The sequence below is a fragment of the Phenylobacterium sp. genome, assembly GCF_004799395.1.
GTDB lineage: Bacteria > Pseudomonadota > Alphaproteobacteria > Caulobacterales > Caulobacteraceae > Phenylobacterium.
Genome location: NZ_SSMZ01000017.1, coordinates 14,774 through 38,250 on the forward strand (window position 1 = coordinate 14,774; position 23,477 = coordinate 38,250).

The following is a 23,477-nucleotide window of genomic DNA, read 5'->3' on the forward strand; positions in this document are numbered from 1 at the left end:
GCCGTTCAGTGGATTCAGTCGAGGTGCGAGGTCTCGATCTCGGCGACCACCAGGCCCTTGGGGCCTTCGGCGAAGCGCACCATCACATCGTCGCCGGGCTGGAGGTCCTCCATGCCCGAGCGCCGCAGGGTCTCGATGTGGACGAAGATGTCGCCCGGCTCGGTGTCGCGCACGACGAAGCCGTAGCCCTTGGTGCGGTTGAACCACTTGACCTTGGCCCGTTCCAGCGGCCCTGAGGCCTCGGGCGCGCGCCGCGCCGGCGGGCGGTTGGCGTAGTCGCCGCGCAGGAACGCCTCGCGCTCGCCACGGGGACCGCCCTCGCGCAACCGACGCTCCGGCGCGGGCGGCGCGCAGCTCTCGTCGATTTCGACCACCTCGGCGACCTGCCAACCCTTTGGGCGGCGAACGACGTCGCAGGTGATGATGGAGCCTTCCAGCGCGTGCTCGCGCCCCGAGCTGCGCAGGCTGGTCACGTGCAGCAGCACGTCCTTCAGGTCGGTCTGGCTGGGGTCGTCCGGGACGATGAAGCCATAGCCCTTGCCGGCGTCGAACCACTTGACGCGACCGCTGATACGCAGGGCCTCACCCGCCGCATCCACATGCTCGAATTCGTAACCAGCCATCTGCCCCTCGGCCCGATACTCCCCGATCCCGACATTCGGACTGAGCCAACTATAACACTGTTCTTGTAACTTCGCCTGCGTCAACGACGAAATGCACGCGTCAGGGGAATCCGCGTGACATGGCGCGACTCAACGCAATTGCGGGGGGCAGTCTGCGTGGCAGTCCCTAGGGGAGTCGAACCCCTCTCTCCAGGTTGAAAACCTGGCGTCCTAACCGATAGACGAAGGGACCGCGTGACGCGAGAAGGGCGGCTCTATATCCGCCTTCCTGAGGGGGTGCAAGGCCGTGGCTTTTGCGGTCAGGCCCGTCGCGGATCGGCGACGTCCTCGATCTCGAATTCGACCCCGCAGCGGCCCTGCCAATCGTCCGGCTTCAGACGGCCCGCGACGTGGACCGCGCCACCCTCGGTCATCAGCCGCCGACCGGCTTCGGAGCCCTCGACCCGCCAGCTCACGGCCTTCAGCTTGCCGCCGGAGCTGTCGGTGAGCGTGCAGCGCACATGGCCGCCGCGAAGCGCCATGGGCCGCTCCACGCGCACGTCGGCGAGCGCGAAGCTGGGCTCGACATTGCCGGGCCCGAACGGAGCCATTCGTTGGAAGTCCTGCCACAGCGCCCGGTCGGCCCCGCGCGTGGCCACCAGAGCGTCGATCTCCAGGGCATCCTCGGCCGCGGCGATCTCAGTCTCCGCCGCCAGGCGTTCACAGAGGAAGGCGCGTAATTCGGGGATCGTCTCGGGCCGCACGGACAGTCCCGCGGCCATGGCGTGGCCGCCGCCGGCCAGCAACAGGCCCTCATCAAAGGCCGCCTGCACCGCGCGCCCGAGGTTCACCCCAGGCTGAGAACGGCCCGAGCCCTTGCCGACATTCGCGGCGCGGTCGACCCCGACCACCACCACAGGCTTGCGGTACTTTTCCCGCAAGCGGCCGGCCACGATCCCGATGACCCCGGGATGCCAGTCGTCCTGGGCCACCAGCAGCATGGGCGCGTCCGGGGCGTTGCTCTCGGTCTCTATGTGGGCGATCGCCGCCTCGGTGACCTCGCGCTCCACCTCCTTGCGCGAGGCGTTGAGGCCGTCGAGCTCAAGGGCCAGGGCCGCGGCCTCCTGAGGATCGTCGGTCGAGAGCAACCGGGCGCCCAGGTCGGCCCGGCCGATCCGCCCACCGGCGTTGATCCGCGGTCCCAGGATGAAGCCCACATGGAACACCGAGGCAGGCCCCTGCCCCTTCGCCACATCCATCAACGCCTTGAGGCCGGGATTGCGCCAGCCGGACATCACTTTCAGCCCCTGAGCCGCCAGCGCCCGGTTGAAGCCGCGCAGTTCGGTCACGTCGCAGATCGCGCCCATGGCGGCGAGGTCGAGCCATTGGCGCAGGTCCGGCTCGGCGCGCTCGCCGAACAGGCCCCGCTTGCGCGCCTCTCGGTTCAGCGCCGCCAGCAGCACGAAGGTCACGCCCGCGGCCGCGAGGTGCCCCTGGCCCGAGACGCAATCCGGCCGGTTGGGATTCACCAAGGCCGCGACGTGGGGTATCTCCTCGCCGCGCATCAGATGGTGGTCGATCACCACCACCTCCAGGCCGATCTCCGCAGCGCAGGCCAGCGCATCGTGCGCCGCCGCCCCGCAGTCGACAGTGATCACCAGGTCGGCGCCCTCGGCCTTCAACCGCCGGAAGGCGGCCGGCGACGGGCCGTAGCCCTCCAGGATGCGGTCGGGGACATAGATTGGCAGGTCGTGTCCGAGAGCCCGGAACCAGCGCACCAGCTGGGCGGCCGAGGAGGCCCCATCGACGTCATAGTCGGCGAAGACCACCAGCGGACGCTTGCGTTCCAGGGCGTCCACCAGGATCGCCGCGGCGCGGTCCATGTCGGTGAAGGTCGACGGATCGGGGAACAGCGCCTTCAGCGTCGGATTGAGATAGGTCTCGGCCTGTTCGGCCCCAACGCCGCGCGCCGCGAGCGCGCGGGCCAGGGGCTCGGACAGGCCGTGGCTCAACTGGTGACGGCGCACCAGCTCCGCATCCGCTGGCCGCTCACGCCACAGCCGCCCGCTGAGCGAGCGGCTGACCCCGAGATAGCCGAATGAGGCGCCGCCGTCCGCCAATCGCCGCTCCTGCTGCAAGCCACGCACTATCGGCCCGCCCACGGCGAGTCGCCAGGATTGGATAGCTCTGAGGTGCGTCAAAAACGGTCATATCGTCTGCGTCGCGGACCACCGGGCGGACTATGAGCGCCTGGGTCCTGTCATCGCGATGCGCAAGCGGCCTGGCGCTCGGGTCCCATCGCAGTGGAACCCGGGCTCTGGCCGCGGTCGGTCGTGAGCAGGGACTGCATGGTGTTCAGCAGGAGCTCGAGATTGATCGGCTTGGCGACGACGGCGTCCATTCCGGCGCCCAGATATTCCGACCTGTGGTGGTCCATCGCGTTCGCGGTCAGGGCGATGATCGGCGTTCGTCGGAAGCCGCCGGCGCGCTCCGCCTCCCGAATGACCCGGGTCGCCTCGACGCCATCCATGACCGGCATCTGAATATCCATCAGCACCAGGTCCCAGCGGCCGGGCGCCCAGGCCGCGACGGCCTCTTCGCCATTCGAGACCATGGTCACTTGGATTTCGCCGGCCTCGAGCAAGGTCCGCAGCACGACCTGGTTCATCGGATTGTCCTCCGCCGCCAGCACTCGCACGCCATCGGCGACGGCGATCGAGGCTCGGGACTCGACGGTCGGCGCCGCTTGTGCGGCGGCCAGCGCAGGCAATCTCACCGTGAACTTGCTTCCCACGCCCTCGGCGCTGGAGAGGTCGATCGTCCCGCCCATCAAGGTCACGAGGTCGCGGCAGATCGCCAGGCCGAGGCCCGATCCGCCGTATCGGCGCGTCGTCGAGGCGTCGGCCTGGACGAACGGCTCAAAGATGTGGCTGAGCCGGGCGCTGGAAATGCCGACGCCCGTATCTTCGACGGCCAGCACGAGCGCCTCGCCGTCGTAGGAAATATCGACCGAGATAGCGCCACGGTCGGTGAACTTCACAGCGTTCGAGACCAGATTGTGCAGCACCTGCCGGACGCGCGTGGGGTCCCCGGACCAGCCGCCCGCCGCCTCGGGCCAAACCGTGACGGAGAAGATGACATCCTTGTCCTGCAGCAGCGGCGCAAAGGCGTCGAGGCCCGCGGCCAGGGTCTCGGTGTCGACGACACCGTCCTCCAGCTCGACCTTTCCGGCATCGATCTTGGAAAGGTCGAGAAGGTCGTTGAGCAAGGTCAGCAATGACTCTCCGGAGGTGCTGATCATCCGCAGATGGACCCTCTGTGAGTCCGAAAGGTCTCCCCGGTGCATAGCCTGCGCCATGCCCAGGACGCTGTTCAGCGGCGTGCGGATCTCATGGCTCATGGTAGCGAGGAATTCGCTCTTCGCGCGGCTCGCGGCCTCCGCGCGGGCCAAGGATTCCGAGGCCCTGGCCTCGGCGATCTCAGAGCGCGTCAGGGCCTCGCGCATCTCGACCATAGCCCGCAGACGGTGCTCGTGAACCCGGTTCCAATCGGCGACGACCTGGCTGGTCCCCGACCCGATCAGCCAGAGCGCGAAGGCCAGGATCAAGATCTCGCAGAGTGCTCCAGCGCCTTGGTGAGCCCCTACGGTGGCGACGATACATAGCGAAAGGGCGACCACGGGCACGGCGCCCATGGTGAGGAACACGCGCTGCGAATTGCGGGCCGTCGACACCGCCAGGGCGGTGAGGCCAACCGCCTCCACGGCCACGAAAGCCAGGCCCGCAAGGCTGTGGTTGAAGATTGTGAACCCCGTGGGGGCGACGTACCAGAAGAGGCCCTTGGCGAACACGAGCCAGCACAGTCGCGTCACGCCTCGATGGGGATCCGCCTTGGCCGTGCCGGCCGCCAGGCGCCGGTAGATTCGCTGAAGCACCCAGTCGGCCGAGCAGAGGCCCAAGGTCCAAACCAGACCCACATATGGGCCGCCGACCAGGCAGAACGCCAGGCCCACGGCGATGTCGAACCCCGCCTGGCGGGGCCAGGAGTTGGTGAGCGCCGCCAAGGTGAGCTGGTAGGGGTTGGCCTCGCCGTCCGTGATTTCGCCGTTGACAAGCGCTCTGGACGTTTGGGGGCTCTCCTGCATTGCGCCAGTGTCCTTCTCCCCCGAGATCGCGGGTGACTTAACCCTTGGCGGGTGCGCCTTAAGCCGCGTTCAACAAGCGCCGCCCTGCGTCAGCGTGACGCGGCGACAACGGAACCCGCAGTCCGCGGGCCCGGCCATCCAGAGGCCCCCGAAGCAGAGGCTCGGCCCGTATCGGCGAGCGAAGGCTGTGGGGAATTCGCCGGGAACAGGATTTCGTCGGTGATGACGACCAGGTCGCCAGAGAGCCGCATGTCGGCCTTAGCGTGACGAAAGACGTCGCGATGGGACCGAAAAACCTGAGGTTCGAGCGAATCTCGCGCGTGATTCAGACGAAGAGGCGCGCTGATCGACGAGCAGCGGTTCGAAAACCTCCATCCACAGGCCACTGCGCGCGATGTCGAGCGCTAGGCCGTCTTGGATGCGGCGATCAGCGCCCGCGCCGTCGCCTTCAGAAGGGGAGTCGCCTCCCCCGGACCCAGCACCTGCGCACTCACAAAGGCGCCATTGATCAACAGTGAGAGCTGCCCGGCGAGTTCGTCCGGACGCGACGCGCCCAGGCGCTCGGCGATGCCACGGAGTCGCCGCCGGAACTCGCGCTTGTGGGCCGCCGCAACCTTGCGCGCCGGGTGATCGGTCTGCGGGAATTCGGCGGCCACATTCAGCTGGGGGCAGCCGCGGTAGTTCGGCCGCGCCACGCGTTCGCCGATCCAATCCAAGTGCGCCTCGAGTTCGGCCATCGGGTCGTCGGTGTGACGGGCCGCCACTCTGTCCCAGCCGCCCCAGAAGTCCGCGTCCTCCCGCTCCAGGAAGGCGGCGATAAGGTCGTCCTTCGTCCGGAAGTGGCGGTAGAGGCTCGTCTTGGCGACGCCGGCTTCCAGCACCACCAGGTCAACGCCCACGGAGCGCACGCCGTGGCGATAGAAGAGCGACGACGCCGTCTCAAGCACCCGCTCCCTCACGTCGGATGAAACCCTGGCGTCAGGTGACGCGCGTCCGGCGGTTTTCAAAGGACTGAGGGTCTCCATACCCAAACTCTAGCACGCGTCGCCTTGACGCGATACAGACCTGTTTGTACTCATCACGACACAAACAGGTCTGTATCGATCAGGAGCCACCGTGACGACGTCAAATTCTCGATCCTCGCCGCGAACCCAGACCGTGGCGGTCTACGGGGCGAGCGGCCACACCGGCCGCTTCGTGGTCGCCGACCTGATGCGCCGCGGCCTGACGCCAATCGGCATCGTTCGCGACCCCGCCAAGCTGGCGGCGCAGGCGGCTTGGGCGCAGTCGGTGACGATCCGCACGGCCATCCTTGACGACCCGGCCTCGCTCGACGCTGCGCTTCGTGACGTATCGGTCGTGATCAACTGCGCCGGCCCCTTTCTCGACACGGCCGATGCGGTTGCCGCCGCAGCGGTCCGCGCCAGCGCCCACTATCTAGATGTGACCGCCGAACAGGCCAGCGCGGCGGCGACGCTGGACCGTTTCGACGGCCCGGCGCGCGAGGCTGGGGTGTTGGTGCTGCCCGCCATGGGATTCTACGGCGGCCTCGCCGACCTCCTTGCCGCCGCGGCCGCCGGCGACTGGGACCAGCCCGACGAGATCGAGGTCGCGATCGCCTTGGACAGCTGGCGGCCGACCCAGGGCACCCGCCTGACCGGCGCGCGCAACACGGCGACGCGTCTGATCGTCTCAGAGGGCCGACTGGCCCCCCTTCCCCACCCGGCGCCTGAGTCGACCTGGGAGTTCCCCCCACCCTTCGGGCGCCAGGACATGGTCGCCCTTCCACTCAGCGAGGTGGTGCTGATCGCGCGGCGCACGAAAGCCCGCCGAGTCCGGACCTGGCTCAATCGCGCACCCCTCAAGGATCTGAATGACGACGCGACCCCGCCGCCCCAGGCCATCGACGCGCGCGGGCGCTCGTCCCAGCTCTTCCAGATGGACGTGGTGGTCCGCAAGGGACGCCGGACGCGTCGGGTCAGCGCCCGCGGTCAGGACATCTATGCCTTCACGGCCCCCTTGGTCTGCGAAGCGGTGGCGCGGATCCTGGCGGGCGAGGCCCGCGGCTCCGGCGCCCAGACGCCCGCCGCCGTCTTCGATGCGCAGAATTACCTGGCGGCGCTTGCGCCCGACCTGGAGTGCGACTTCACTGCCGCGGATGCGCCGACCGCGCGTGCGTTTTACACATAGGAAGGTTTATCCGCGAAGCCCCATCATGCGGCGAACATGTGTCGACCGCGAAGACGACCGTGCTCCCGGCAAGGGACCGTCCAGGCCGCCAATAGGGCTTGCGTATATCTCGGCGATTAGACGCCATCCTCAGTCAGGAGCGGCCGGAGTCCGAATGTCTCGCCGGAAGCGAGCCTAGACCGGCCGCTTCATCCGCACTTCGCGTGAAGTCCGGGTCGCCGAGTTCAGCACCAGGGTGTGGGTGTGGACGAAGCCGCCCTCGACCTTCACCCCGTCCAGCAAGGCGCCGTCGGTGACGCCGGTGGCGGCGAAGATCGCGTCGGCGCGGACCATCTCGTGCAGGTCGTACTTGCGGTCCAGGTCGGTGATGCCCACGCGCTTGGCGCGCGCCTTCTCGTCGGCGTTGCGGAAGACGAGGCGCCCCTGGAACTGGCCGCCGACGCATTTCAGCGCCGCGCAGGCCAGCACGCCCTCCGGCGCCCCGCCCTGCCCGACATAGAGGTCGACGCCAGTGGACGGATCGGCGGTGTTCATGACGCCGGCCACATCGCCGTCGGTGATCAGGTAGATGCGGCAGCCCACCGAGCGCAGGCTGGCGATGATGTCGGCATGGCGCGGGCGGTCGAGGACGCAGACCGTCAGCTCTTCCGGCGCAACGCCCTTGGCCTTGGCCAGGGCCTTGACGTTGTCGGCCGGCGACTTGTCGAGGTCGATGATCCCGGCTGGATAGCCCGGCCCGCAGGCGATCTTGTCCATGTAGGTGTCGGGGGCGTTGAGCATGGTGCCCTTCGGCGCCCAGGCCATCACCGCCAGCGCATTGGCCATCGCCTTGGCGGTCAGCGTGGTGCCTTCCAGCGGGTCCAGCGCGATGTCGATCTTGTGCTTGCCGCCCTTGCCGACCTTTTCGCCGATGTAGAGCATGGGCGCCTCGTCGCGCTCGCCCTCGCCGATGACGATCTCGCCATCGATATCCAGGTCGTTCAGCGCCGTGCGCATGGCGTCGACGGCGGCCTGGTCGGCGGCCTTCTCGTCGCCGCGGCCGACCATCTTCCAGGCGGCGATCGCGGCGATCTCGGTGACGCGGACCGCGTCCAGCACCAGGCTGCGGTCGAGGACTTCGGAACTCATGTTCTTCTCATGTCTGCGGATGTCATCAGATGCGGGCGATGCGTAGCAGTCTCGGACGGTCGAGCACAGCCGGGAGGCCGGCGATACGCTCGATAGCCGCCTTGAGCACGCTTTCAGCCACGGCGTGGGTGGTGAGCACGATCGGCACGCCGCCCTTCAAGATATCGGGGGCGTTCTCAACGGGCTTCTGCAGGAAACTCTCGATGGAGACACCGGCTTCCGCCAGCGTCTCGGACACCGCGGCGATCACGCCCGGCTCGTCCTTCACCGACAGGCGCAGATAGGCCCGGCCAATGCTCTTGGAGGGATCGACGGGCGTGAACGGCGAGAGCTCGCCCGCCGGAGCCTGGAAGACCGGCCGCACGGCGCCGGCCATCACGTCGGCGATGTCGGCGGAGACCGCCGCGGCGGTGGGACCCGCGCCTGCGCCCGGTCCTTGGACGAAGATGCGGCCGGTCCGCGCGCCTTCGATGAACAGGGCGTTCAGCGCCCCGCCGGCCTGGGCCAGCGGATGGTCCAGCGGCGCCAGCGAGGGATGCACCCGCACCAGCACGCCGTCCGGGGAGCGATCGGCCGAGGCCACCAGCTTGATCCGGTAGCCCAGGTCACGGGCGAGCTTGATATCCAGCAGGTCGACACCCTCGATGCCCTCGATCTCGGCGGCGGCGTAGTTGGGGGCGCAGCCGAAGGCGAGCGCTGCCAGGATGGAGATCTTGTGGGCCGCGTCGAAGCCGCCAACGTCCATGGTCGGATCGGCCTCGGCGTAGCCCAGGCGCTGGGCCTCGGCCAGCACCTCGGCGAAGGACCGGCCCGTCGCCTCCATCTCGGTCAGGATGTAGTTGCAGGTGCCGTTGAGGATGCCGGCCACCGACTTGATGTCGTCGCCGACCAGGGCCTCGCGGACCATCTTCACCGCCGGGACGCCGCCCATGACGGCGGCCTCGAACAGCAGCGGGACGCCGTGGCCCTCGGCGAGGGCCGCCAGCTCCGCCCCGTGCTCGGCGATCAGCGCCTTGTTGGCGGTGACCACGGGCTTGCCTGCGCGAAGCGCCGCTTCCACCGCGGCCTTGGCCGGTCCGTCCGAGCCGCCGATGAGCTCCACGAAGATGTCGGTCTCGGCCGAGGTCGCCAACGCCACGGGATCATCGAACCAGGGCAGGTCCGAAATATCGAGCGGCCGCGGACGCGAGCGCGAGCGAGCCGAGACGCCGGTCACGATAGCGCGTCCGCCGGCCGGGGCGAACTCGGGGCGGTCGGCCAGAAACGTCAGCAGGCCCGCGCCGACCGTGCCGAGCCCCGCGACGCCGATGCGCCAGGTAGGTTTGTCCGAGATCATTGGGCCGCCAGGGCGTTGTGGTGACGAGCCAGGATGTCGTCGGCCTGGCTGAGGAACTTCTTCACGTTGCGCGCCGCCTGGCGGATGCGGTTCTCGTTTTCCACCAGGCCCACACGCACGAAACCCTCGCCATATTCGCCGAAGCCGACGCCGGGCGCCACGGCGACGCCAGCCTCCTCGATCAGCAGTTTGGAGAAGAGCAAGCTCCCCGCCTCCTTGAAAGGCTCCGGCACCGGCGCCCAGGCGAACATCGAGGCGGATGGCGATGGGATGTCCCAGCCCGCCCGCTTCATGGACTCCACCAGCACATCGCGCCGCGACTTGTAGATCGCGCGGATCTCGTCGACGCAGTCCTGCGGCCCGTTCAGCGCCGTGGCCGCGGCGACCTGGATCGGGGTGTAGGCGCCGTAGTCGAGGTAGGACTTCACCCGCGCGAGCGCCGCGCAGATCCGCTCGTTGCCCACCACCATGCCGACGCGCCAGCCGGCCATGGCGTAGGTCTTGGAGAGGGAGTTGACCTCGACGGCGATGTCCTTGGCGCCTTCGACCTGCAGCACCGACGGCGGCGGATTGTCGTCGAAGTAGATCTCCGAATAGGCGATGTCGGAGATCACCAGCATCTCGTGCTTCTTCGCGAGCGCGATGGCGTCCTTGTAGAACTCCAGATCGACGCACTGCGCCGTCGGGTTCGAGGGATAGCTGAGGATCAGCACGGTCGGCGGCGGCGCCGAGTGCTTCACCGCCCGGCTCACGCCCGACAGATAGTCCTCAGGGCTCAGCGCCGGCACGTGGCGGATGACGCCGCCGGCCATGATGAAGCCGTAGGCATGGATCGGATAGGCCGGGTTCGGACAGACGATCACGTCTCCGGGCGCGGTCAGAGCCTGGGCGAGGTTGGCGAAGCCTTCCTTCGACCCAAGGGTGGCGATCACCTCGGTGTCGGGGTTCAGCTTCACGCCGAAACGCCGGTCGTAATAGCCGGCCATGGCGCGCCTGAGGCCCACGATGCCCTTGGAGGCTGAGTAGCGGCCGGCCTTGGGGTCGCGTGCGGTCTCGACCAGCTTGTCGACGATGTGCTTCGGCGTCGGCATGTCGGGATTGCCCATGCCGAAGTCGATGATGTCCACGCCCTGGGCGCGCAGGCGCGCCTTGATGCGATTGACCTCTTCGAGGACGTAGGGCGGGAGGCGGCGGATGCGATGGAATTCGGGGGTCATGTCGAAGGTCTTTTAGCCGCTCAAATGCCCGAGGGCGGCTCTCTTCGGAGGGGGAGGCGGGCATGGATAGACTCCGGGCGGGAGCCAGCCAAGCCATGGTTCGATGAATTTTCAGCCTCCGCGGGGTCCTATCTCTTGACCGGCGGAGGCGGTGTAGCTCGCGCCTTCAGGTCCTTGGCGAAGGCTTCGGTGTCGCCGGGGGCCGGCGGCGGCAGGAGCGGGCCGGCGGCGGCGCGGACCTGAGCGGCGAAGGCGTCGGTGCCGCTGAGCGTCCACGTCGAATCGGCGGTGGCGGCGATCAGCTGAGCGCCGTCCGCTTCCACGCGGCCCGCGACGACGCCGTATTGCGGGTTTGGCCGCACCCCTTCCGGCGTCTTCGGGAAGGCCACGAAGGTCGGATAGGGCGCATCGGGATTGACGGTCTTGGTCACCTCGGCGGCGATCGGCGAGCGCGGATCGACGATGGCGTCCTTGAACGGATTGGCGATGCAGCCGGACAGCAGCGCGCAGGCGCCGACGCCGGCAGCCAAGGCGCCACGCCGTGCGTTCACAAAAGGGCTCGACCGCGTCGTCATTTTCCGGTCCGGTCTTAAGCGATCATCGAGACTGGCGAAAGGGCGCGCGCGCTTTCAGCCCCCGGGAGGACGATCCATGAGCGAGCGAACCTTGCCAAAGAAGGCCGGCAAGGGGGCGAAGGGCGCCAAGAGCGCCAAGGGCAAGACTGAGTCCAAAGTGAAGGCCAAGGTGAAGGCCAAGGCCGCGTCGCTCACGCCGCCTGCGTCCCAGATGCGCCCCACCTCTGCCGAGCCCCCGCCCGCGCCTGGCGTCGAGCCGTTCGCCGCGCCGAACTTCGACATGGCCGCCATGACCGCCGACCAGCGGGCCGCCGTCGAGAAACTGTCCATGAACCTCGCGCGCGCAGCACTGACCGCCCAGGGGGCGATCGCAGAGATGGCGCTGCGCCAGGCCGACCGCCCTGCTGCGCTGTCTCCCGATCCGTTCCACGTGGCCCCGGCGCTGACCGAGGTGATGGGCAGGCTCGCCGCCCAGCCGGACAGGCTGATGCGCGCCCAGGCGGACCTGTTCTCGCGCTACCTCGACCTCTGGCAGGCCACCGCCAGGCGAATGGGCGGCGAAACCGCCTCGCCGGTGGCCGAACCGGCCCGCGGCGACAAGCGGTTCGCCGACCCCGAGTGGGCGGAGAATCCGGTCTTTGACGTGATCAAGCAGTCCTATCTGCTGACCGCCAACTGGATGAACGGCCTCGTGGCCGAGGTGGACGACGTCGATCCGATGGTGAAGCGCCGGGTCGAGTTCTTCATGAAGATGCTCACCGACGCCTTCTCGCCGTCCAACTTCCTGGCCTCCAACCCGGCGGCGCTGCGCGAGGTGATGGCCACCGGCGGCGAGAGCCTGGTGAAGGGCATGGAGAACTTCGCCGCCGACCTGGAGCGCGGCGGCGGGCAGTTGTCGATCGCCCAGACCGACTACGAGATGTTCAAGATTGGCGAGAACGTCGCGACCGCGCCCGGCAAGGTCGTGTTCCGCAACGAAATCATCGAGCTGTTGCAATTTTCTCCGACCACGGAGAGCGTCTGCGAGATCCCGCTGGTGATCTTCCCGCCGTGGATCAACAAGTTCTACATCCTCGATCTGCGCCCCGAGAACTCGATGATCCGCTGGCTTTCCGCCCAGGGGATCACGGTGTTCGTGGCCTCCTGGGTGAATCCGACCGCCGAGCTCGCGGATCGCACCTTCGAGGACTACATGCGCGAAGGCATCTACGCCGGCACGCAGGCGGCGATGGACCAGTGCGGGGTCGATCGCGTCAACACCGTCGGCTACTGCATCGGCGGCACCCTGCTCTCCTCCACGCTCGCCCACATGGCGGCCAAGAGCGATAGCAGAATCGCCTCGGCCACCTTTTTCGCTGCTCAGCAGGATTTCTCCGAGGCCGGAGACCTTCTGCTCTTCACCAACGAGGACTGGCTGAAGGACCTCGAGCAGAAGATGGACGAAGGCGGCGGCGTCCTCTCAGGCCAGGCCATGGCCGACACCTTCAACGCGCTTAGGGCCAACGACCTGATCTGGTCGTTCTTCGTGAACAACTACCTTCTGGGCAAGGAGCCCAAGCCGTTCGACCTGCTGTTCTGGAATTCCGACCAGACGCGGATGCCGAAGACGCTGCACATGTACTACCTGCGCAAATTCTACGGCGAGAACGCGCTGGCGAAGGGCGAACTGGTGCTGGACAACATCCGGCTCGACCTGAAGTCGGTGAAGACGCCAATCTATGTGCAGTCCTCCAAGGAGGATCACATCGCGCCGGCGCGCTCGGTCTATAAGGGCGCCAAGCTGTTCGGCGGGCCGGTGACCTTCACCCTCGCCGGATCGGGCCATATCGCCGGCGTGATCAATGCGCCCGCGGCCCACAAGTACCAGCACTGGACCAGCCCGGACCTGCCCGACTCGCTCGAAGCCTGGCAGGCCGGCGCGAAGGAAACCGCGGGATCGTGGTGGCCGCACTGGATCGAATGGCTCAAGGCCAGGTCCGGCAAACAGATCCCAGCCCGCGACCCGGCCAAGGGCAAACTGAAGCCGCTGGGCGACGCGCCTGGGACCTATGTGAAGGTGCGCTCCTAGGCCCGTCACAACGTTACTAAGGTTTAATGACAGCTACCTTGCATCGCCCACTACCTTGCCATAGATTCTGGACACGCAAGGAGGCGCCGACGTGCCTGAAGCCATCGAGATCCAGCTGAAGAAAGGGGCGCTCGAACTCTGTGTTCTGGCCCTGCTTTCGAAGCACGACAGCTACGCCTACGAGATCGCAAGCCAGCTCTCCGATTCGATCGGCATGGGCGAAGGCACGATCTATCCGCTGATGCGCCGGTTGCAGGCCGACCGCCTCGTCGAGACCTACCTCGTCGAGAGCCCGGCCGGTCCTTCGCGGAAATACTACCGGCTGACCGACGCCGGAAAGGCGAGTTTCACCTCGCAGAAGTCCGCCTGGAGCTCCTTCTCCGGTGCGGTTGAATCCATCCTTGGAGGGGCGAAATGACCCGTCAGGCGTTCATGGCCCGGCTGCGGGAGGGTCTTCGCGGCCTGCCGCCGGCCGCTCAGGCCGACATCGTCGCGGACTACGAGAACCATTTCAACGAAGGCGCCGCGGCAGGCCGCAGCGAGGCCGACGTGGCCTCGGGCCTGGGCGATCCGGGCAGGCTGGCCCGCGAGTTGCGCGCCGAGATCGGCCTCAAACGCTGGGAAGAGGAACGCAGCCCCGCGGCGGGCGCCTCGGCGATCTTCGCCGTCCTGGGACTGGGGGCCATCGATATCCTGGTGCTGCTGCCGATCCTCATGGGAGTCGGCAGCGCGATCTTCGGCTTGGCCATCGCGGACGTGGCCATCTTCTTCGCCGGCGGCGTGGTGTTCGCAGCCGGTCCGTTCAGCGGCCTCCCCGGCGGCGCGGGCGCAGCGGTCCTGGCCGGCATCGGCCTGATGGCCGGCGCGGCGTCCATGGGTGCGGTGCTCGCCATCATCACCGTCGGCCTGGTCAACGCCCTCGTCTGGTACGGCCGTCTCCACTACCGGCTGCTCAAGCCGGCCCTTGAACCGCATGTCTCCGGAGGCCTGCAATGATCCGCGTGCTCGTCATGATCGCCGTGACCGGCTTCCTGGTCTCCGTGGTCACCATCTCCTGCGCCGTGGCCATCGCCGGTCCGGATCTGTTCACCGATGCTTTCCTGAGCCACAGTTTCATCGGTGAACACTGGAACTTCGACGACGATTTCAGCTGGGAGAATGACCGCCATTCCGGCCCTCAGGCCACCCGTGAGATGGCCTGGACCGGCGGCGACACCCTCGAGGTCGATGTGCCGGCCCAGATCACTTACACCCAGGCGCCGGGCGCCGGTAAGATCACCGTCACCGGCCCGCAGCGGGCGCTGGACAACCTGGAGGTCGAGGACGGCCGCCTGCGTTTCAGTCACGGCCATTATCGCCACAGTGGCGACCTGACCATCGTCATGACGGCGCCAGCGGTGACCCACTTCGACCTGCGCGGCTCCGGCCGACTGGAAATCCAGGACTACAAGCAGGACAAGTTGAACCTCGACATCTCCGGCAGCGCCGAGGTCACCGCCAAGGGCGAGTCCAAGGGCCTGCAGCTGTCGATGTCGGGATCGAGCGACACCGACCTTTCCGAGCTGAAGCTCAGTGACGCCGATGTGAACATCGAAGGCTCCGGGCGGGCGACGCTGGCGCCAACAGGCGCTGCGATCGTCGACATCTCCGGCTCCGGCGACGTGACTCTGCTCACGCGTCCGTCAAAGCTTGAAAGCAACGTCTCCGGCTCAGGCAGCATCCACCAGAAGGACGGCTCGCCGGTCGCCCCGGCGGCCCCGTCGGTCCCGACCCCGAAGGGTGGCAAGAAGACCTGAGCTGCTCTAGGCGGGGATGAATTTCAGCGCGACGCCGTTGTTGCAGTAGCGCAGGCCGGTGGGCTTCGGCCCATCGGGGAAGACGTGGCCATGGTGACCCAGGCACTGGGCGCAGTGGTACTCGGTGCGCGGCACGCCGATGGCCAGGTCCATCTTCTTCGCCAGGGCTCCGGGGATCGCGGTGTAGAAGCTCGGCCAGCCGGTGCCGCTCTCGAACTTCCATTCCGATTTGAAGATCGGCAGGCCGCAGCCCAGGCAGGCGAAGGTTCCCTTGCGGTGCTCGTTGAGCAGCGGGCTCGATCCCGGCCGTTCGGTGTCCTCGTGCCGCAACACCTCATAGGAGGCTGGGAGCAGACGCACACGCCATTCCGCGTCATTGATCTTGCGGAACGGCGAGTTGGCGTAGGGATCTTCGGCCGCGAGGGCCAAGCTGGGCGCGACGGCGACGAGCGCGGTCCCCATCAGGAAGCCGCGACGCGACAGGAGGGCGAAGGGCCCGGAGGCAAGAGGATCGGTGCTCATGTTCCGATTACGTGGCGCTACGGCGCAAAGTTACAAGCCTTGATCGATTTCAGCCCTGCCACGACCGGCATACTAAAAGGCGGGTCGCGGCGCAGGATCACAGCCCCGCGCCCTCCTCCAGGCCCAGCATCAGGTTGAGGTTCTGGACCGCGGCGCCCGAGGCGCCCTTGCCCAGGTTGTCAAGCTGGGCCACCAGCCGTGCCTGCGTCCCGTCGGCGTTGCCGAAGACATAGAGGCGCATGCGGTTCGTGCCATTCAGCGCCTCGGGGTCCAGGGCAGCCACATAGCCGCCAGCGCCGGCCCGGGTCTTCTGCAGCTCGGCGCATTCGAGGCCGCTCGCCACCTCGACAAAGGGTTCGCCGGCAAAGTGCGCCTGCAGCGCCACGTGCAGGTCGGCGGGGCTGGGTCTGCCGGGCAGCGCCCAGAGCTGCAGCGGGACCTCGACGATCATGCCCTGCGCGAAGCGTCCGACGGCTGGCGCGAACACCGGCGGATAGTTGAGGCCGGCGTGGACCTTCATCTCCGGCAGATGCTTGTGCGCCAGGTTCAGACCATAGACGCGGAAGGCGTCGTTCGTGCCCGCGGGCGGCGCGTGGCCTTCGAACTCTTCGATCAATCCCCTGCCGCCGCCGGAATAGCCGGATACCGCGTTCACCGTCAGCGGGACGTCTGGCGGGATCAGGCCGGCCGCCACCAGGGGCCGCACGAGGCCGATGAAGCCTGTGGGATAGCAGCCGGGGTTGCTGACCCGCGTCGCGCTGGCGATGGCGGCGCGTTGTCCCTTGTCCATCTCGGCGAAGCCATAGGTCCAGCCCGCATCGACCCGGAAGGCCGTCGAGGCGTCGACGATCCGTACGCTGTTGGAGGTCACCAGCGAAACGGCCTCACGCGAGGCCGCGTCCGGCAGACAGAGCACCACGGCGTCAGCGGCGTTCAAGAGCTCGGCGCGGGCGTCGGCGTCCTTCCGCCGGGCGGGGTCGATGGACAGGATTTCCAGGTCCGCGCGACTGGCCAGCCGCTCGCGGATCTGCAGGCCCGTGGTGCCGGCTTCGCCATCGATGAAGACTGTGTGGGCCATGGAGCTGGTTCCGGGTGGGATCGAAAAGCATCTGGGCAACGAGAAAGGGCGCTCCGGTTTCCCGAAGCGCCCTCGCAAGCACGGATATGTCCGGGCTGAGTCTTAGCGCTTCGAGAACTGGAAGCTGCGTCGGGCCTTGGCCTTGCCGTACTTCTTCCGCTCGACAACGCGGCTGTCGCGGGTCAGCAGGCCGTGCGGCTTCAGTACGCCGCGCAGTTCCGGCTCGTAGTAGGTCAGGGCCTTGGAGATGCCGTGACGGATCGCGCCGGCCTGGCCGGAAAGGCCCGAACCCTGCACGGAGACGATCACGTCGAACTGGCCCGCGCGGTCGGCGAGGTCCATCGGCTGGGCGATCATCATCCGCAGAACCGGACGTGCGAAATAGATTTCCTGGTCGCGGCCGTTGATGGTGATCTTGCCCTTGCCGGGCTGGATCCAGACGCGGGCGATGGCGTTCTTGCGCTTGCCGGTGGCATAGGCGCGGCCCTGGGCGTCGACCTTGCGCTCGTGGACGACGACGTCCGCGGCTTGGGTCCCCAGGCCCTTCAGGGCGTCGAAGCCGGTGGCGGCTTCAGGCGTGACAGCTTCCGACATACTCAGGCGCTCCGCACATTCTTGGCGTTCAGATCGGCGAACGCGATGGTCTCGGGGTTCTGGGCGGCGTGCGGATGCTCAGGCGCGTTGTAGATGCGCAGGTGCGTCAGCTGCTTGCGGGCCAGAGGGCTTTCCTTGGGCAGCATGCGTTCCACGGCCTTCTCGAGCACGCGCTCGGGGAAACGGCCGTTGAGGATCGCGCCGGCGGTGCGTTCCTTCACGCCGCCGGGGTGGCCGGTGTGCCAGTAATAGATCTTGTCGGTCAGCTTCTTGCCGGTGAACTTCACCTTGTCGGCGTTGATCACGACGACGAAGTCGCCGCAATCCACATTCGGGGTGTAGTCGGGCCGATGCTTGCCGCGAAGACGTTTGGCGATGAAGGTCGCGAGGCGGCCGACCACGGCGTTCTCGGCGTCGATCACGATCCACTTCTTCTCGACCTCGGCGGGCTTCAGCGAAGCCGTGGTCTTCATCATGGGGAACTCATCCGGACATTGGCGGGACAAGGGGCCCCGACGTGAGCCGGCGCATATGCCGACTAAGCCGACGCCTGTCAACTCGTTGAGATCAGAATATGCTCATGGCATTGAAAAGACGCTATTTTTTTGATGCGGTAATATACTACCGCGACGTCGCCTTGTCCTTTTCCTCGTCGGCCAGATAGGCGGCGCTGAGGGTCCTCATCTCTTGCGCCCTGGGCAGAAGCGTCGGGTAGAACTGCACGAAGGTGGTGTCCACCGCGCCATGCTGCTCATGGCAGACGTTGCACTGCGAGGTCTGGGCGAGCGCGGGGGCCGGCGCGTCGGAGTTCAATGGGAAGAAGGCCCAGCCGCTCTTGAAGCGGGCGGTGTCCTTCACATGCGCCTCGCGGCCCATGGCGTCGGCCTGGTAGACGCCCTTCTTGTTGATGGAGCCGCGCCCCTGCCCCATCCGCGCCTCGAGGACAAAAATGGTCTTGTCCGGCCAGGTCCCGGTCTTCTGGTAGGCCTCGTAGGCCTCGCGGTTGACGAAGACGTTGTCGAACATGTGGTGGTCCGCGGCGCCCGGGGCGTCGGAATAGGACATATCCATCCCGCTCGAGAGGTAGATCCAGGACCGGTAGTCCTTGGGATAGATCAGCTTTCCGTCCGGCGTGTAGGCGACGGCGGGGGTCTTCGGCTCCGCCTGAGACGCCGGGGCGACCGCAAGGCCGCCGAGCAATGCCACAGCCATGGCCGTGGCCGTGGCCGTGGCCGTGGGTCCACCTCGAATTTGCATTATCAGCCCCAAGTTCGCGACGACGACGCCCGATTTGTGCGCCGTTTCGCACCATGGCGGCAATGACGAGCATCCGGCGAATCCGGACACGTGACGCGCTCGACGGGAACGCCGTCAGACCCTCCGCACCCGCCAGGCGAAGGCCACGGCCAGGCAGAGCGTCAGGGCGGCGACGAACTGGTGAGCGCCGGCCAGGCCGATGGGCGCCCGCGCCATCAGGGTGGCGATCCCCAGGCTCGCCTGGACAAGCACCAGTCCCGCAACCGCCAGCGCCAGGCTTCGGGAGGTCGCGGCTAGATAGGGCGACCGCCAGGCCGAAGCGCCCATCAGCACGGCGGCGATCGTCAGCAGATAGGCGACCAGCCGGTGGTGCAGCTGCACCGCGCCCTGGCTGTGCGCCAGGGTGGCCCAGAGGCCAGGTCCCGCATAGTCGCCCGGCAGCAGGTGACCCGCGAAAAGCGGCCAGTCGTTGTAGACGAGGCCCGCCTGATTGCCGGCCACCAGGGCGCCCAGCAGGATCTGCAGATAGATCAGGCCGACAATCCAGAGCGCGCGGCCGCCCCAGGGGCTGGGCAGGGTCTGGCGCGCCTGGCCGGCGAGCGCATCCAGGGCCGTCCAGACCAGCGCGCCCAACAGGGCGAAGGCGATGCCCAGGTGCAGCATCAGCCGCTCCGGCGCGACATAGACCCGGTTGGCCAGGCCGCTCGCCACCATCCACCAGCCGACGATCGGCTCCAGGCCCAGGAGGACGATCACCGCACCCATCTGACCCCACAGCCGGCGCGGTATCTCCCGGCGTACGGCGAACCAGATCAGGGGCAGCAGGAAGACCGTCCCCACCAGCCGCGCCAGCAGCCGGTGAGACCACTCCCAGAAGTAGATGAAACGGAACTGCGCGAGCGTCATGTCCGGATTGACGAACTGGAACTGCGGGATCGCCCGGTAGCGGGCGAACTCGGCCTGCCAGTCGCCGGCGCTGAGAGGCGGCAGGACCCCGGAGACCGGCTTCCACTGGGTGATCGACAGGCCCGATCCGGTCAGCCGGGTCAGGCCGCCCACCACCACCATGGCGACCACCAGGGCGGCCGTGACCAGGAGCCAGATGGCCACGGCGCGGGAGCGGTCGGAACGCAGGAACGAGGTCATCGGGCGCGGCCTACCCCGGAAAGCCGGTTCCGTCCACGCTTCCACCGGGCGACGGCTGCCGCTAAGCAGGCGCGATGTCGCCCCGCCTGCGCAAACTGATCGGCCTCTTCGGTATCCTGGCGTTCCTACTGCTCTACATGGGCGCGGTGGCGCGGCTGGCGGCCCACGTGCCGCCCCATGGTCCGTGGCAGTTCCTCTACTTCGCCATGGCAGGAGTCTGTTGGGGCGTCCCGGTCCTGCCGCTGATCAGCTGGATGAACCGGCCCGGCTGACCTTTTCGGGATTGCGGCGACGCCAACATCCGCTAGAAGACCCGCTCGCCGCGAGGCGTCGGAGCGTAGCGCAGCCTGGTAGCGCACTTGACTGGGGGTCAAGGGGTCGCAGGTTCAAATCCTGTCGCTCCGACCATTCGGCCGGCGAGACTTCCCCCCTTAGGGTCTCATCTCAACAAAGCGTCGAGCCGCTGCTTGGCGGCCTCCAGGTCGCGCAGGGCGTCGTAGAGGCTGTCAGTCTTGGCGGCGGACGTCACGCTCGCAACGGACGCGCTGGGCGGAGCCCCCTCCCCGCCGGCGTTGACCAGGCGTCGTAGACCTTCCTCGCGGTGCAGCCGCTGGACGCCCTTGATGGTGTAGCCCTCGTCGTGGAGCAGGTGGCGCACGCCGCGCAGCACCGCGATGTCGGAGGGCCGATAGAATCGGCGGCCACCGGCCCGCTTCATCGGACGGATGAAGGCGAACTTGGTTTCCCAGAACCGCAGGACATGTTGCGGCACGCTGAGCTCGTCCGCCGCTTCGGAGATGGTCCGAAAGGCTTCCGGCCCCTTGGCCACGGTCTAGATCGCCCTCACCGCGCCAGGGCGCGGTCGACCCGCGCCTTCATGACCTGGGAGGCCCGGAAGCCGATCACCCGACGGGGCTCGATGGCCGCCGGTTCGCCGGTCTTGGGGTTGCGTCCCATGCGGGCGCGCTTGGCGCGCACCTGGAAGACGCCGAACCCTGACAGCTTGACCTGCTCGCCCTTCTCCAGGGCGACGGCCATCAGCTCGAGAACGCGCTCGACCAGTTCGCCGCAGTCCTGCCGGGTCAGGCCAACTTCCTCATGGACCGCTTCACAGAGGTCCGCCCGCGTAACCGTCGCACCCTTCATGCTCGCTCAATCCCCCAAGGCGACAGCCTCACCGTGCCTTGATTGTCCCATCTCGTCAAAGACTTCAAGGCCCCGTTTGCGGGGTTTGCTGAGGATTACAGTCGAAGAACGCAGGCGCCCCAGGTCAGGCCGCCGCCCATGGCCTCCAGCAGCAGCAGCTGGCCGGGCTTGATCCGCCCGTCGCGAACGCCCTGGTCGAGGGCCAGGGGAATCGAGGCGGCGGAAGTGTTGGCGTGCTGATCGAGGGTGGTGATCACCTTGGCCTCGTCGATACCGACCCGCTTGGCGACGCCCTGCAGGATGCGCAGATTGGCCTGGTGCGGCACGAACCAGTCGACGCTGGCCACTTCGACGCCAGCATCTGCAGCGGCGGCGGTGATCGCCTCGGAGATGTTCACCACGGCGTGGCGGAACACCTGGTTGCCCTGCATCCGCAGCTTGCCGACCTGGCCGTTGGTGGACGGGCCGCCGTCGACGTAAAGCAGCTCCTGCTTGGTCCCGTCGGCGCGCAGCGCGAATCCCAGCAGGCCGCGGTCCGCCGTGGTCCCCTGCCCTTCGCCCGGCTCCATCACCACCGCGCCGGCCCCGTCGCCGAACAGCACGCAAGTGCCGCGGTCGGTCCAGTCCATCAGCCGGGTCATGGTTTCGGCCCCGATCACCAGGGCGACCTTGGAGCGGTTGCGGGCCACGAAGCCGTCGGCCACCGACAGGGCGTAGACGAAGCCGGAGCAGACGGCCTGCACGTCGAAGGCGATGCCCACCGGGCAGCCCAGCTTGCGCTGCACGATGGTCGCGGCGGCGGGGAACGTCAGGTCGGCGGTGGTCGTCGCCACGATGATCAGGTCGACCTCGTCGGGCGTGCGGCCGGCGGCCGCCAGGGCCTTCCGGGCCGCCTCGACCGCCAGGTCGGACACCGGCTGGTCGTCGCGCACCTGGTGGCGCTGGCGGATGCCGGTGCGCTCGACGATCCATTCGTCCGAGGTGTCGACGAACTTGGCCAGGTCGTCGTTGGTCACGATCCGCTCGGGCAGGTAACCGCCGACGCCGGTCACCACGCTACGCACGACGCTCGTCACTCGCTGGCTCCTTGGGCGGCGGCGGCCGCATCAGCGGGCGCCTGCGCGGGCTCGGCCAGCGCATCGGGGAGCCGTCTCATATTCCGTTCGATCTCGGCGGAAAAGTCACTGCGCGCCAGATCGACGGCCAATCTGATGGCCTTGGCGAAATCGCGTTCACTGGCGCCGCCATGCGCCTTCAGGACGATGCCGTTGAGGCCCAGCAGCGGCGCGGCCGGCGTCGGGCTCATCCGCTCGCGGAACCGCAGTAGCGCCGGCCGCGCCAGCACCGCGCCCAGGTTCGCCAGGGGGCCCGACGTCAGAGCGCCCCGCAGCTCGTTCAACATGAAGCGCCCCACGCCCTCCATGGCCTTCAGGGCCACGTTGCCAGTGAATCCGTCGGTAACGACCACATCGACGCCGCCGCGGGTGATGTCGTCGCCCTCGACGAAACCCTTGTAGTCCAGGTCGATCTTGCCCTCGCGCAGGATGCGGTTGGCCTCGCGCACCTCCTCGTGGCCCTTCATCTCCTCGGAGCCGACGTTGAGCAGGCCGACGGTCGGCCTCGCGACCGAATGGGCGGCGCGGTGGAAGGCCTCGCCCATGATGGCGAACTCCACCAGTCGCTCGGCATCGCAGTCGATGTTGGCGCCGACGTCCAGGAAGGTGGTCACGCCCCGTGGCGTCGGGATTGAGGTGACCAGCGCCGGCCGCTCCAGTTCGCCGGTCATGCGCAGGATCAGCCTGGCGATCGCCATCAGGGCGCCGGTGTTGCCGGCCGAAACGGCCGCCACGGCCTGGCCGTCCCGGATCGCTTCGACGGCATTCCACATGGAGGTGCCCTTGCCGCGGCGAAGCGCCTGCGCCGGCTTCTCGTCCATGGAGATCACCCGCTCGGCGGGGATGATATCGACGCGGCGCGCCTCGTTGGGATGCCGCGCCAGACCCAGGCCAATCGCCGCGGCATCGCCATGCAGGAGGAAGCGGACATCTTGCGGAAGCGATGCGATCGCCCGGATGACGGCCGGCACGACCACGCTCGGGCCGTGGTCTCCGCCCATGGCGTCAATGGAAATCACCAGGGGCTGGGTCAAGACGGCGCTTTGGTCCTTCGACGGGTCCCGCCGGATTCGCCGGCGACGATAGCCTCCAGGCTCGGCAATGCAAACAAGGCCTTAAGTGGCTAGGGCTCGTCGCCCTTCAACTTCCTGAGCACGGCGAAGGGCGATTCCAGCTCCGAAGGCGGCTGGAATTCGAATTCCTCGCCGGGCCTACGGGCGAACGGATCGATCTCCAGCGCCAGATGCTCGATCGCATAGGCCGCCAGGTCGATGGTGTCGCCGTCCAGGATGTCCGGCGGATCCGGGGCCTCCGGATCGTAGTCGATCTCGCCGCCTTCCAGCGCCTGGGCGTGCGGGCTGCCGTCCGGCACGGCCCGGAGCTCGATCTCGCCCGACAGCGGGTGCTGGAAGTTTTCCAGGGACACCGCGCTGGTCTGTTCAACCACGGCGTCGAAGCGGCCCGTGATCTCTACCCCGTCCATCCAGGACTTCAGCGTCAAATGCACCGTAAACGATGGCAGGCTGACCAGGTCCAACGCCCTGGCGATCCGCGCGCGCTGAG

At 67.8% G+C, this 23,477-nt stretch carries 25 protein-coding genes and 2 tRNA genes; 7 read left to right on the top strand and 20 right to left on the bottom strand.

What is annotated here, in order from left to right; all coding sequences use genetic code 11:
* Positions 1-14: 14 nt before the first annotated feature.
* From E8A12_RS01235 to E8A12_RS01255, 5 genes are all read right to left on the bottom strand, one after another.
* Entirely contained in the window at positions 15-623 is a 609-nt protein-coding gene (locus E8A12_RS01235) for a cold-shock protein (RefSeq protein WP_293365934.1), read from the bottom strand.
* Positions 624-780: 157 nt separating this feature from the next.
* A tRNA-Glu gene (locus E8A12_RS01240) sits at positions 781-855 on the bottom strand.
* Positions 856-922: 67 nt separating this feature from the next.
* Positions 923-2,722 carry a single-stranded-DNA-specific exonuclease RecJ gene (recJ, locus tag E8A12_RS01245; RefSeq protein ID WP_293365935.1) on the bottom strand — a complete coding sequence of 600 codons (1,800 nt, stop codon included), beginning with the start codon at positions 2,720-2,722 and terminating at the stop codon, positions 923-925.
* 140 nt (positions 2,723-2,862) lie between these two features.
* The gene (locus E8A12_RS01250) at positions 2,863-4,746 is read right to left on the bottom strand and encodes an ATP-binding protein (RefSeq protein WP_293365936.1); all 1,884 of its coding nucleotides are present in this window, start codon (positions 4,744-4,746) and stop codon (positions 2,863-2,865) included.
* Between the two features lie 404 nt (positions 4,747-5,150).
* Complete coding sequence (locus E8A12_RS01255) at positions 5,151-5,693, bottom strand: TetR/AcrR family transcriptional regulator (protein ID WP_293365937.1); 543 nt, start codon at positions 5,691-5,693, stop codon at positions 5,151-5,153.
* A 169-nt stretch (positions 5,694-5,862) separates the two neighbouring features.
* Between E8A12_RS01255 and E8A12_RS01260 the strand changes: the two genes are divergently transcribed.
* Complete coding sequence (locus tag E8A12_RS01260; protein WP_293365938.1) at positions 5,863-6,936, top strand: saccharopine dehydrogenase NADP-binding domain-containing protein; 1,074 nt, start codon at positions 5,863-5,865, stop codon at positions 6,934-6,936.
* Positions 6,937-7,110: 174 nt separating this feature from the next.
* On the opposite strand, the gene glpX is transcribed toward E8A12_RS01260, so the two are convergent.
* From glpX to E8A12_RS01280, 4 genes are all read right to left on the bottom strand, one after another.
* On the bottom strand, positions 7,111-8,064 hold the full coding sequence (gene glpX, locus E8A12_RS01265; RefSeq protein WP_293365939.1) for a class II fructose-bisphosphatase: 954 nt from the start codon (positions 8,062-8,064) through the stop codon (positions 7,111-7,113).
* 25 nt (positions 8,065-8,089) lie between these two features.
* Positions 8,090-9,400 carry a homoserine dehydrogenase gene (locus E8A12_RS01270; protein ID WP_293365940.1) on the bottom strand — a complete coding sequence of 437 codons (1,311 nt, stop codon included), beginning with the start codon at positions 9,398-9,400 and terminating at the stop codon, positions 8,090-8,092.
* Positions 9,397-10,617, bottom strand: coding sequence for an LL-diaminopimelate aminotransferase (locus E8A12_RS01275; RefSeq protein ID WP_293365941.1), 1,221 nt, complete (start codon positions 10,615-10,617; stop codon positions 9,397-9,399). Before E8A12_RS01275 ends, E8A12_RS01270 begins: the two co-directional genes overlap by 4 nt.
* A gap of 128 nt (positions 10,618-10,745) precedes the next feature.
* A complete protein-coding gene (locus E8A12_RS01280) occupies positions 10,746-11,147 on the bottom strand; it encodes a hypothetical protein (protein WP_293365942.1) in 402 nt (133 codons plus the stop codon).
* A 373-nt stretch (positions 11,148-11,520) separates the two neighbouring features.
* On the opposite strand from E8A12_RS01280, the gene phaC reads away from it, so the two are divergent.
* The 4 genes from phaC (at position 11,521) to E8A12_RS01300 (ending at position 15,056) form a co-directional block, all read left to right on the top strand.
* The gene (phaC, locus tag E8A12_RS01285) at positions 11,521-13,260 is read left to right on the top strand and encodes a class I poly(R)-hydroxyalkanoic acid synthase (protein ID WP_293365958.1); all 1,740 of its coding nucleotides are present in this window, start codon (positions 11,521-11,523) and stop codon (positions 13,258-13,260) included.
* A 91-nt stretch (positions 13,261-13,351) separates the two neighbouring features.
* On the top strand, positions 13,352-13,678 hold the full coding sequence (locus E8A12_RS01290) for a PadR family transcriptional regulator (protein WP_293365943.1): 327 nt from the start codon (positions 13,352-13,354) through the stop codon (positions 13,676-13,678).
* Positions 13,675-14,256 carry a DUF1700 domain-containing protein gene (locus E8A12_RS01295; RefSeq protein ID WP_293365944.1) on the top strand — a complete coding sequence of 194 codons (582 nt, stop codon included), beginning with the start codon at positions 13,675-13,677 and terminating at the stop codon, positions 14,254-14,256. The genes E8A12_RS01290 and E8A12_RS01295 overlap by 4 nt, the downstream gene beginning before the upstream one ends.
* Entirely contained in the window at positions 14,253-15,056 is an 804-nt protein-coding gene (locus E8A12_RS01300; protein ID WP_293365945.1) for a DUF2807 domain-containing protein, read from the top strand. The genes E8A12_RS01295 and E8A12_RS01300 overlap by 4 nt, the downstream gene beginning before the upstream one ends.
* Positions 15,057-15,062: 6 nt before the next feature.
* Here the strand turns inward: E8A12_RS01300 and msrB are convergent, their stop codons facing one another.
* From msrB to E8A12_RS01330, 6 genes are all read right to left on the bottom strand, one after another.
* A complete protein-coding gene (gene msrB, locus E8A12_RS01305) occupies positions 15,063-15,578 on the bottom strand; it encodes a peptide-methionine (R)-S-oxide reductase MsrB (RefSeq protein ID WP_293365946.1) in 516 nt (171 codons plus the stop codon).
* A 97-nt stretch (positions 15,579-15,675) separates the two neighbouring features.
* Positions 15,676-16,656, bottom strand: coding sequence for an N-acetyl-gamma-glutamyl-phosphate reductase (gene argC / locus E8A12_RS01310; protein WP_293365947.1), 981 nt, complete (start codon positions 16,654-16,656; stop codon positions 15,676-15,678).
* Positions 16,657-16,758: 102 nt separating this feature from the next.
* Positions 16,759-17,250, bottom strand: coding sequence for a 30S ribosomal protein S9 (gene rpsI / locus E8A12_RS01315; protein WP_293365948.1), 492 nt, complete (start codon positions 17,248-17,250; stop codon positions 16,759-16,761).
* Between the two features lie 2 nt (positions 17,251-17,252).
* Positions 17,253-17,726, bottom strand: coding sequence for a 50S ribosomal protein L13 (gene rplM / locus E8A12_RS01320; protein WP_293365949.1), 474 nt, complete (start codon positions 17,724-17,726; stop codon positions 17,253-17,255).
* A 145-nt stretch (positions 17,727-17,871) separates the two neighbouring features.
* A complete protein-coding gene (locus E8A12_RS01325; RefSeq protein ID WP_293365950.1) occupies positions 17,872-18,507 on the bottom strand; it encodes a cytochrome P460 family protein in 636 nt (211 codons plus the stop codon).
* 114 nt (positions 18,508-18,621) lie between these two features.
* A complete protein-coding gene (locus E8A12_RS01330; RefSeq protein WP_293365951.1) occupies positions 18,622-19,653 on the bottom strand; it encodes a COX15/CtaA family protein in 1,032 nt (343 codons plus the stop codon).
* 74 nt (positions 19,654-19,727) lie between these two features.
* On the opposite strand from E8A12_RS01330, the gene E8A12_RS01335 reads away from it, so the two are divergent.
* Together E8A12_RS01335 and E8A12_RS01340 are read left to right on the top strand one after the other, a co-directional pair.
* Entirely contained in the window at positions 19,728-19,925 is a 198-nt protein-coding gene (locus E8A12_RS01335; protein WP_293365952.1) for a DUF2842 domain-containing protein, read from the top strand.
* Positions 19,926-19,984: 59 nt separating this feature from the next.
* Positions 19,985-20,061: transfer RNA gene (locus E8A12_RS01340), tRNA-Pro, on the top strand.
* Positions 20,062-20,092: 31 nt separating this feature from the next.
* Here the strand turns inward: E8A12_RS01340 and E8A12_RS01345 are convergent.
* From E8A12_RS01345 to E8A12_RS01365, 5 genes are all read right to left on the bottom strand, one after another.
* A complete protein-coding gene (locus E8A12_RS01345) occupies positions 20,093-20,482 on the bottom strand; it encodes a MerR family transcriptional regulator (protein ID WP_293365953.1) in 390 nt (129 codons plus the stop codon).
* 14 nt (positions 20,483-20,496) lie between these two features.
* A complete protein-coding gene (locus E8A12_RS01350) occupies positions 20,497-20,799 on the bottom strand; it encodes an integration host factor subunit alpha (RefSeq protein WP_293365954.1) in 303 nt (100 codons plus the stop codon).
* A gap of 95 nt (positions 20,800-20,894) precedes the next feature.
* Positions 20,895-21,875, bottom strand: a complete 981-nt coding sequence (locus E8A12_RS01355) for a beta-ketoacyl-ACP synthase III (RefSeq protein ID WP_293365955.1) — start codon at positions 21,873-21,875, stop codon at positions 20,895-20,897.
* A complete protein-coding gene (gene plsX / locus E8A12_RS01360; protein WP_293365956.1) occupies positions 21,872-22,948 on the bottom strand; it encodes a phosphate acyltransferase PlsX in 1,077 nt (358 codons plus the stop codon). Before plsX ends, E8A12_RS01355 begins: the two co-directional genes overlap by 4 nt.
* An 89-nt stretch (positions 22,949-23,037) precedes the next feature.
* On the bottom strand, positions 23,038-23,477 hold a 440-nt coding region (locus E8A12_RS01365; protein WP_293365957.1), incomplete at its 5' end, for a DUF177 domain-containing protein.

Bases quoted from the DNA above. Each gene is read 5' to 3' on its own strand.
- E8A12_RS01235 (WP_293365934.1), bottom strand. From the start codon at position 623: ATGGCTGGTTACGAATTCGAGCATGTGGATGCGGCGGGTGAGGCCCTG.
- E8A12_RS01250 (WP_293365936.1), bottom strand. From the start codon at position 4,746: ATGCAGGAGAGCCCCCAAACGTCCAGAGCGCTTGTCAACGGCGAAATC.
- glpX (WP_293365939.1), bottom strand. From the start codon at position 8,064: ATGAGTTCCGAAGTCCTCGACCGCAGCCTGGTGCTGGACGCGGTCCGC.
- E8A12_RS01270 (WP_293365940.1), bottom strand. From the start codon at position 9,400: ATGATCTCGGACAAACCTACCTGGCGCATCGGCGTCGCGGGGCTCGGC.
- E8A12_RS01275 (WP_293365941.1), bottom strand. From the start codon at position 10,617: ATGACCCCCGAATTCCATCGCATCCGCCGCCTCCCGCCCTACGTCCTC.
- phaC (WP_293365958.1), top strand. From the start codon at position 11,521: ATGAACCTCGCGCGCGCAGCACTGACCGCCCAGGGGGCGATCGCAGAG.
- E8A12_RS01295 (WP_293365944.1), top strand. From the start codon at position 13,675: ATGACCCGTCAGGCGTTCATGGCCCGGCTGCGGGAGGGTCTTCGCGGC.
- E8A12_RS01300 (WP_293365945.1), top strand. From the start codon at position 14,253: ATGATCCGCGTGCTCGTCATGATCGCCGTGACCGGCTTCCTGGTCTCC.
- msrB (WP_293365946.1), bottom strand. From the start codon at position 15,578: ATGAGCACCGATCCTCTTGCCTCCGGGCCCTTCGCCCTCCTGTCGCGT.
- argC (WP_293365947.1), bottom strand. From the start codon at position 16,656: ATGGCCCACACAGTCTTCATCGATGGCGAAGCCGGCACCACGGGCCTG.
- rpsI (WP_293365948.1), bottom strand. From the start codon at position 17,250: ATGTCGGAAGCTGTCACGCCTGAAGCCGCCACCGGCTTCGACGCCCTG.
- rplM (WP_293365949.1), bottom strand. From the start codon at position 17,726: ATGATGAAGACCACGGCTTCGCTGAAGCCCGCCGAGGTCGAGAAGAAG.
- E8A12_RS01325 (WP_293365950.1), bottom strand. From the start codon at position 18,507: ATGCAAATTCGAGGTGGACCCACGGCCACGGCCACGGCCACGGCCATG.
- E8A12_RS01330 (WP_293365951.1), bottom strand. From the start codon at position 19,653: ATGACCTCGTTCCTGCGTTCCGACCGCTCCCGCGCCGTGGCCATCTGG.
- E8A12_RS01335 (WP_293365952.1), top strand. From the start codon at position 19,728: ATGTCGCCCCGCCTGCGCAAACTGATCGGCCTCTTCGGTATCCTGGCG.
- E8A12_RS01350 (WP_293365954.1), bottom strand. From the start codon at position 20,799: ATGAAGGGTGCGACGGTTACGCGGGCGGACCTCTGTGAAGCGGTCCAT.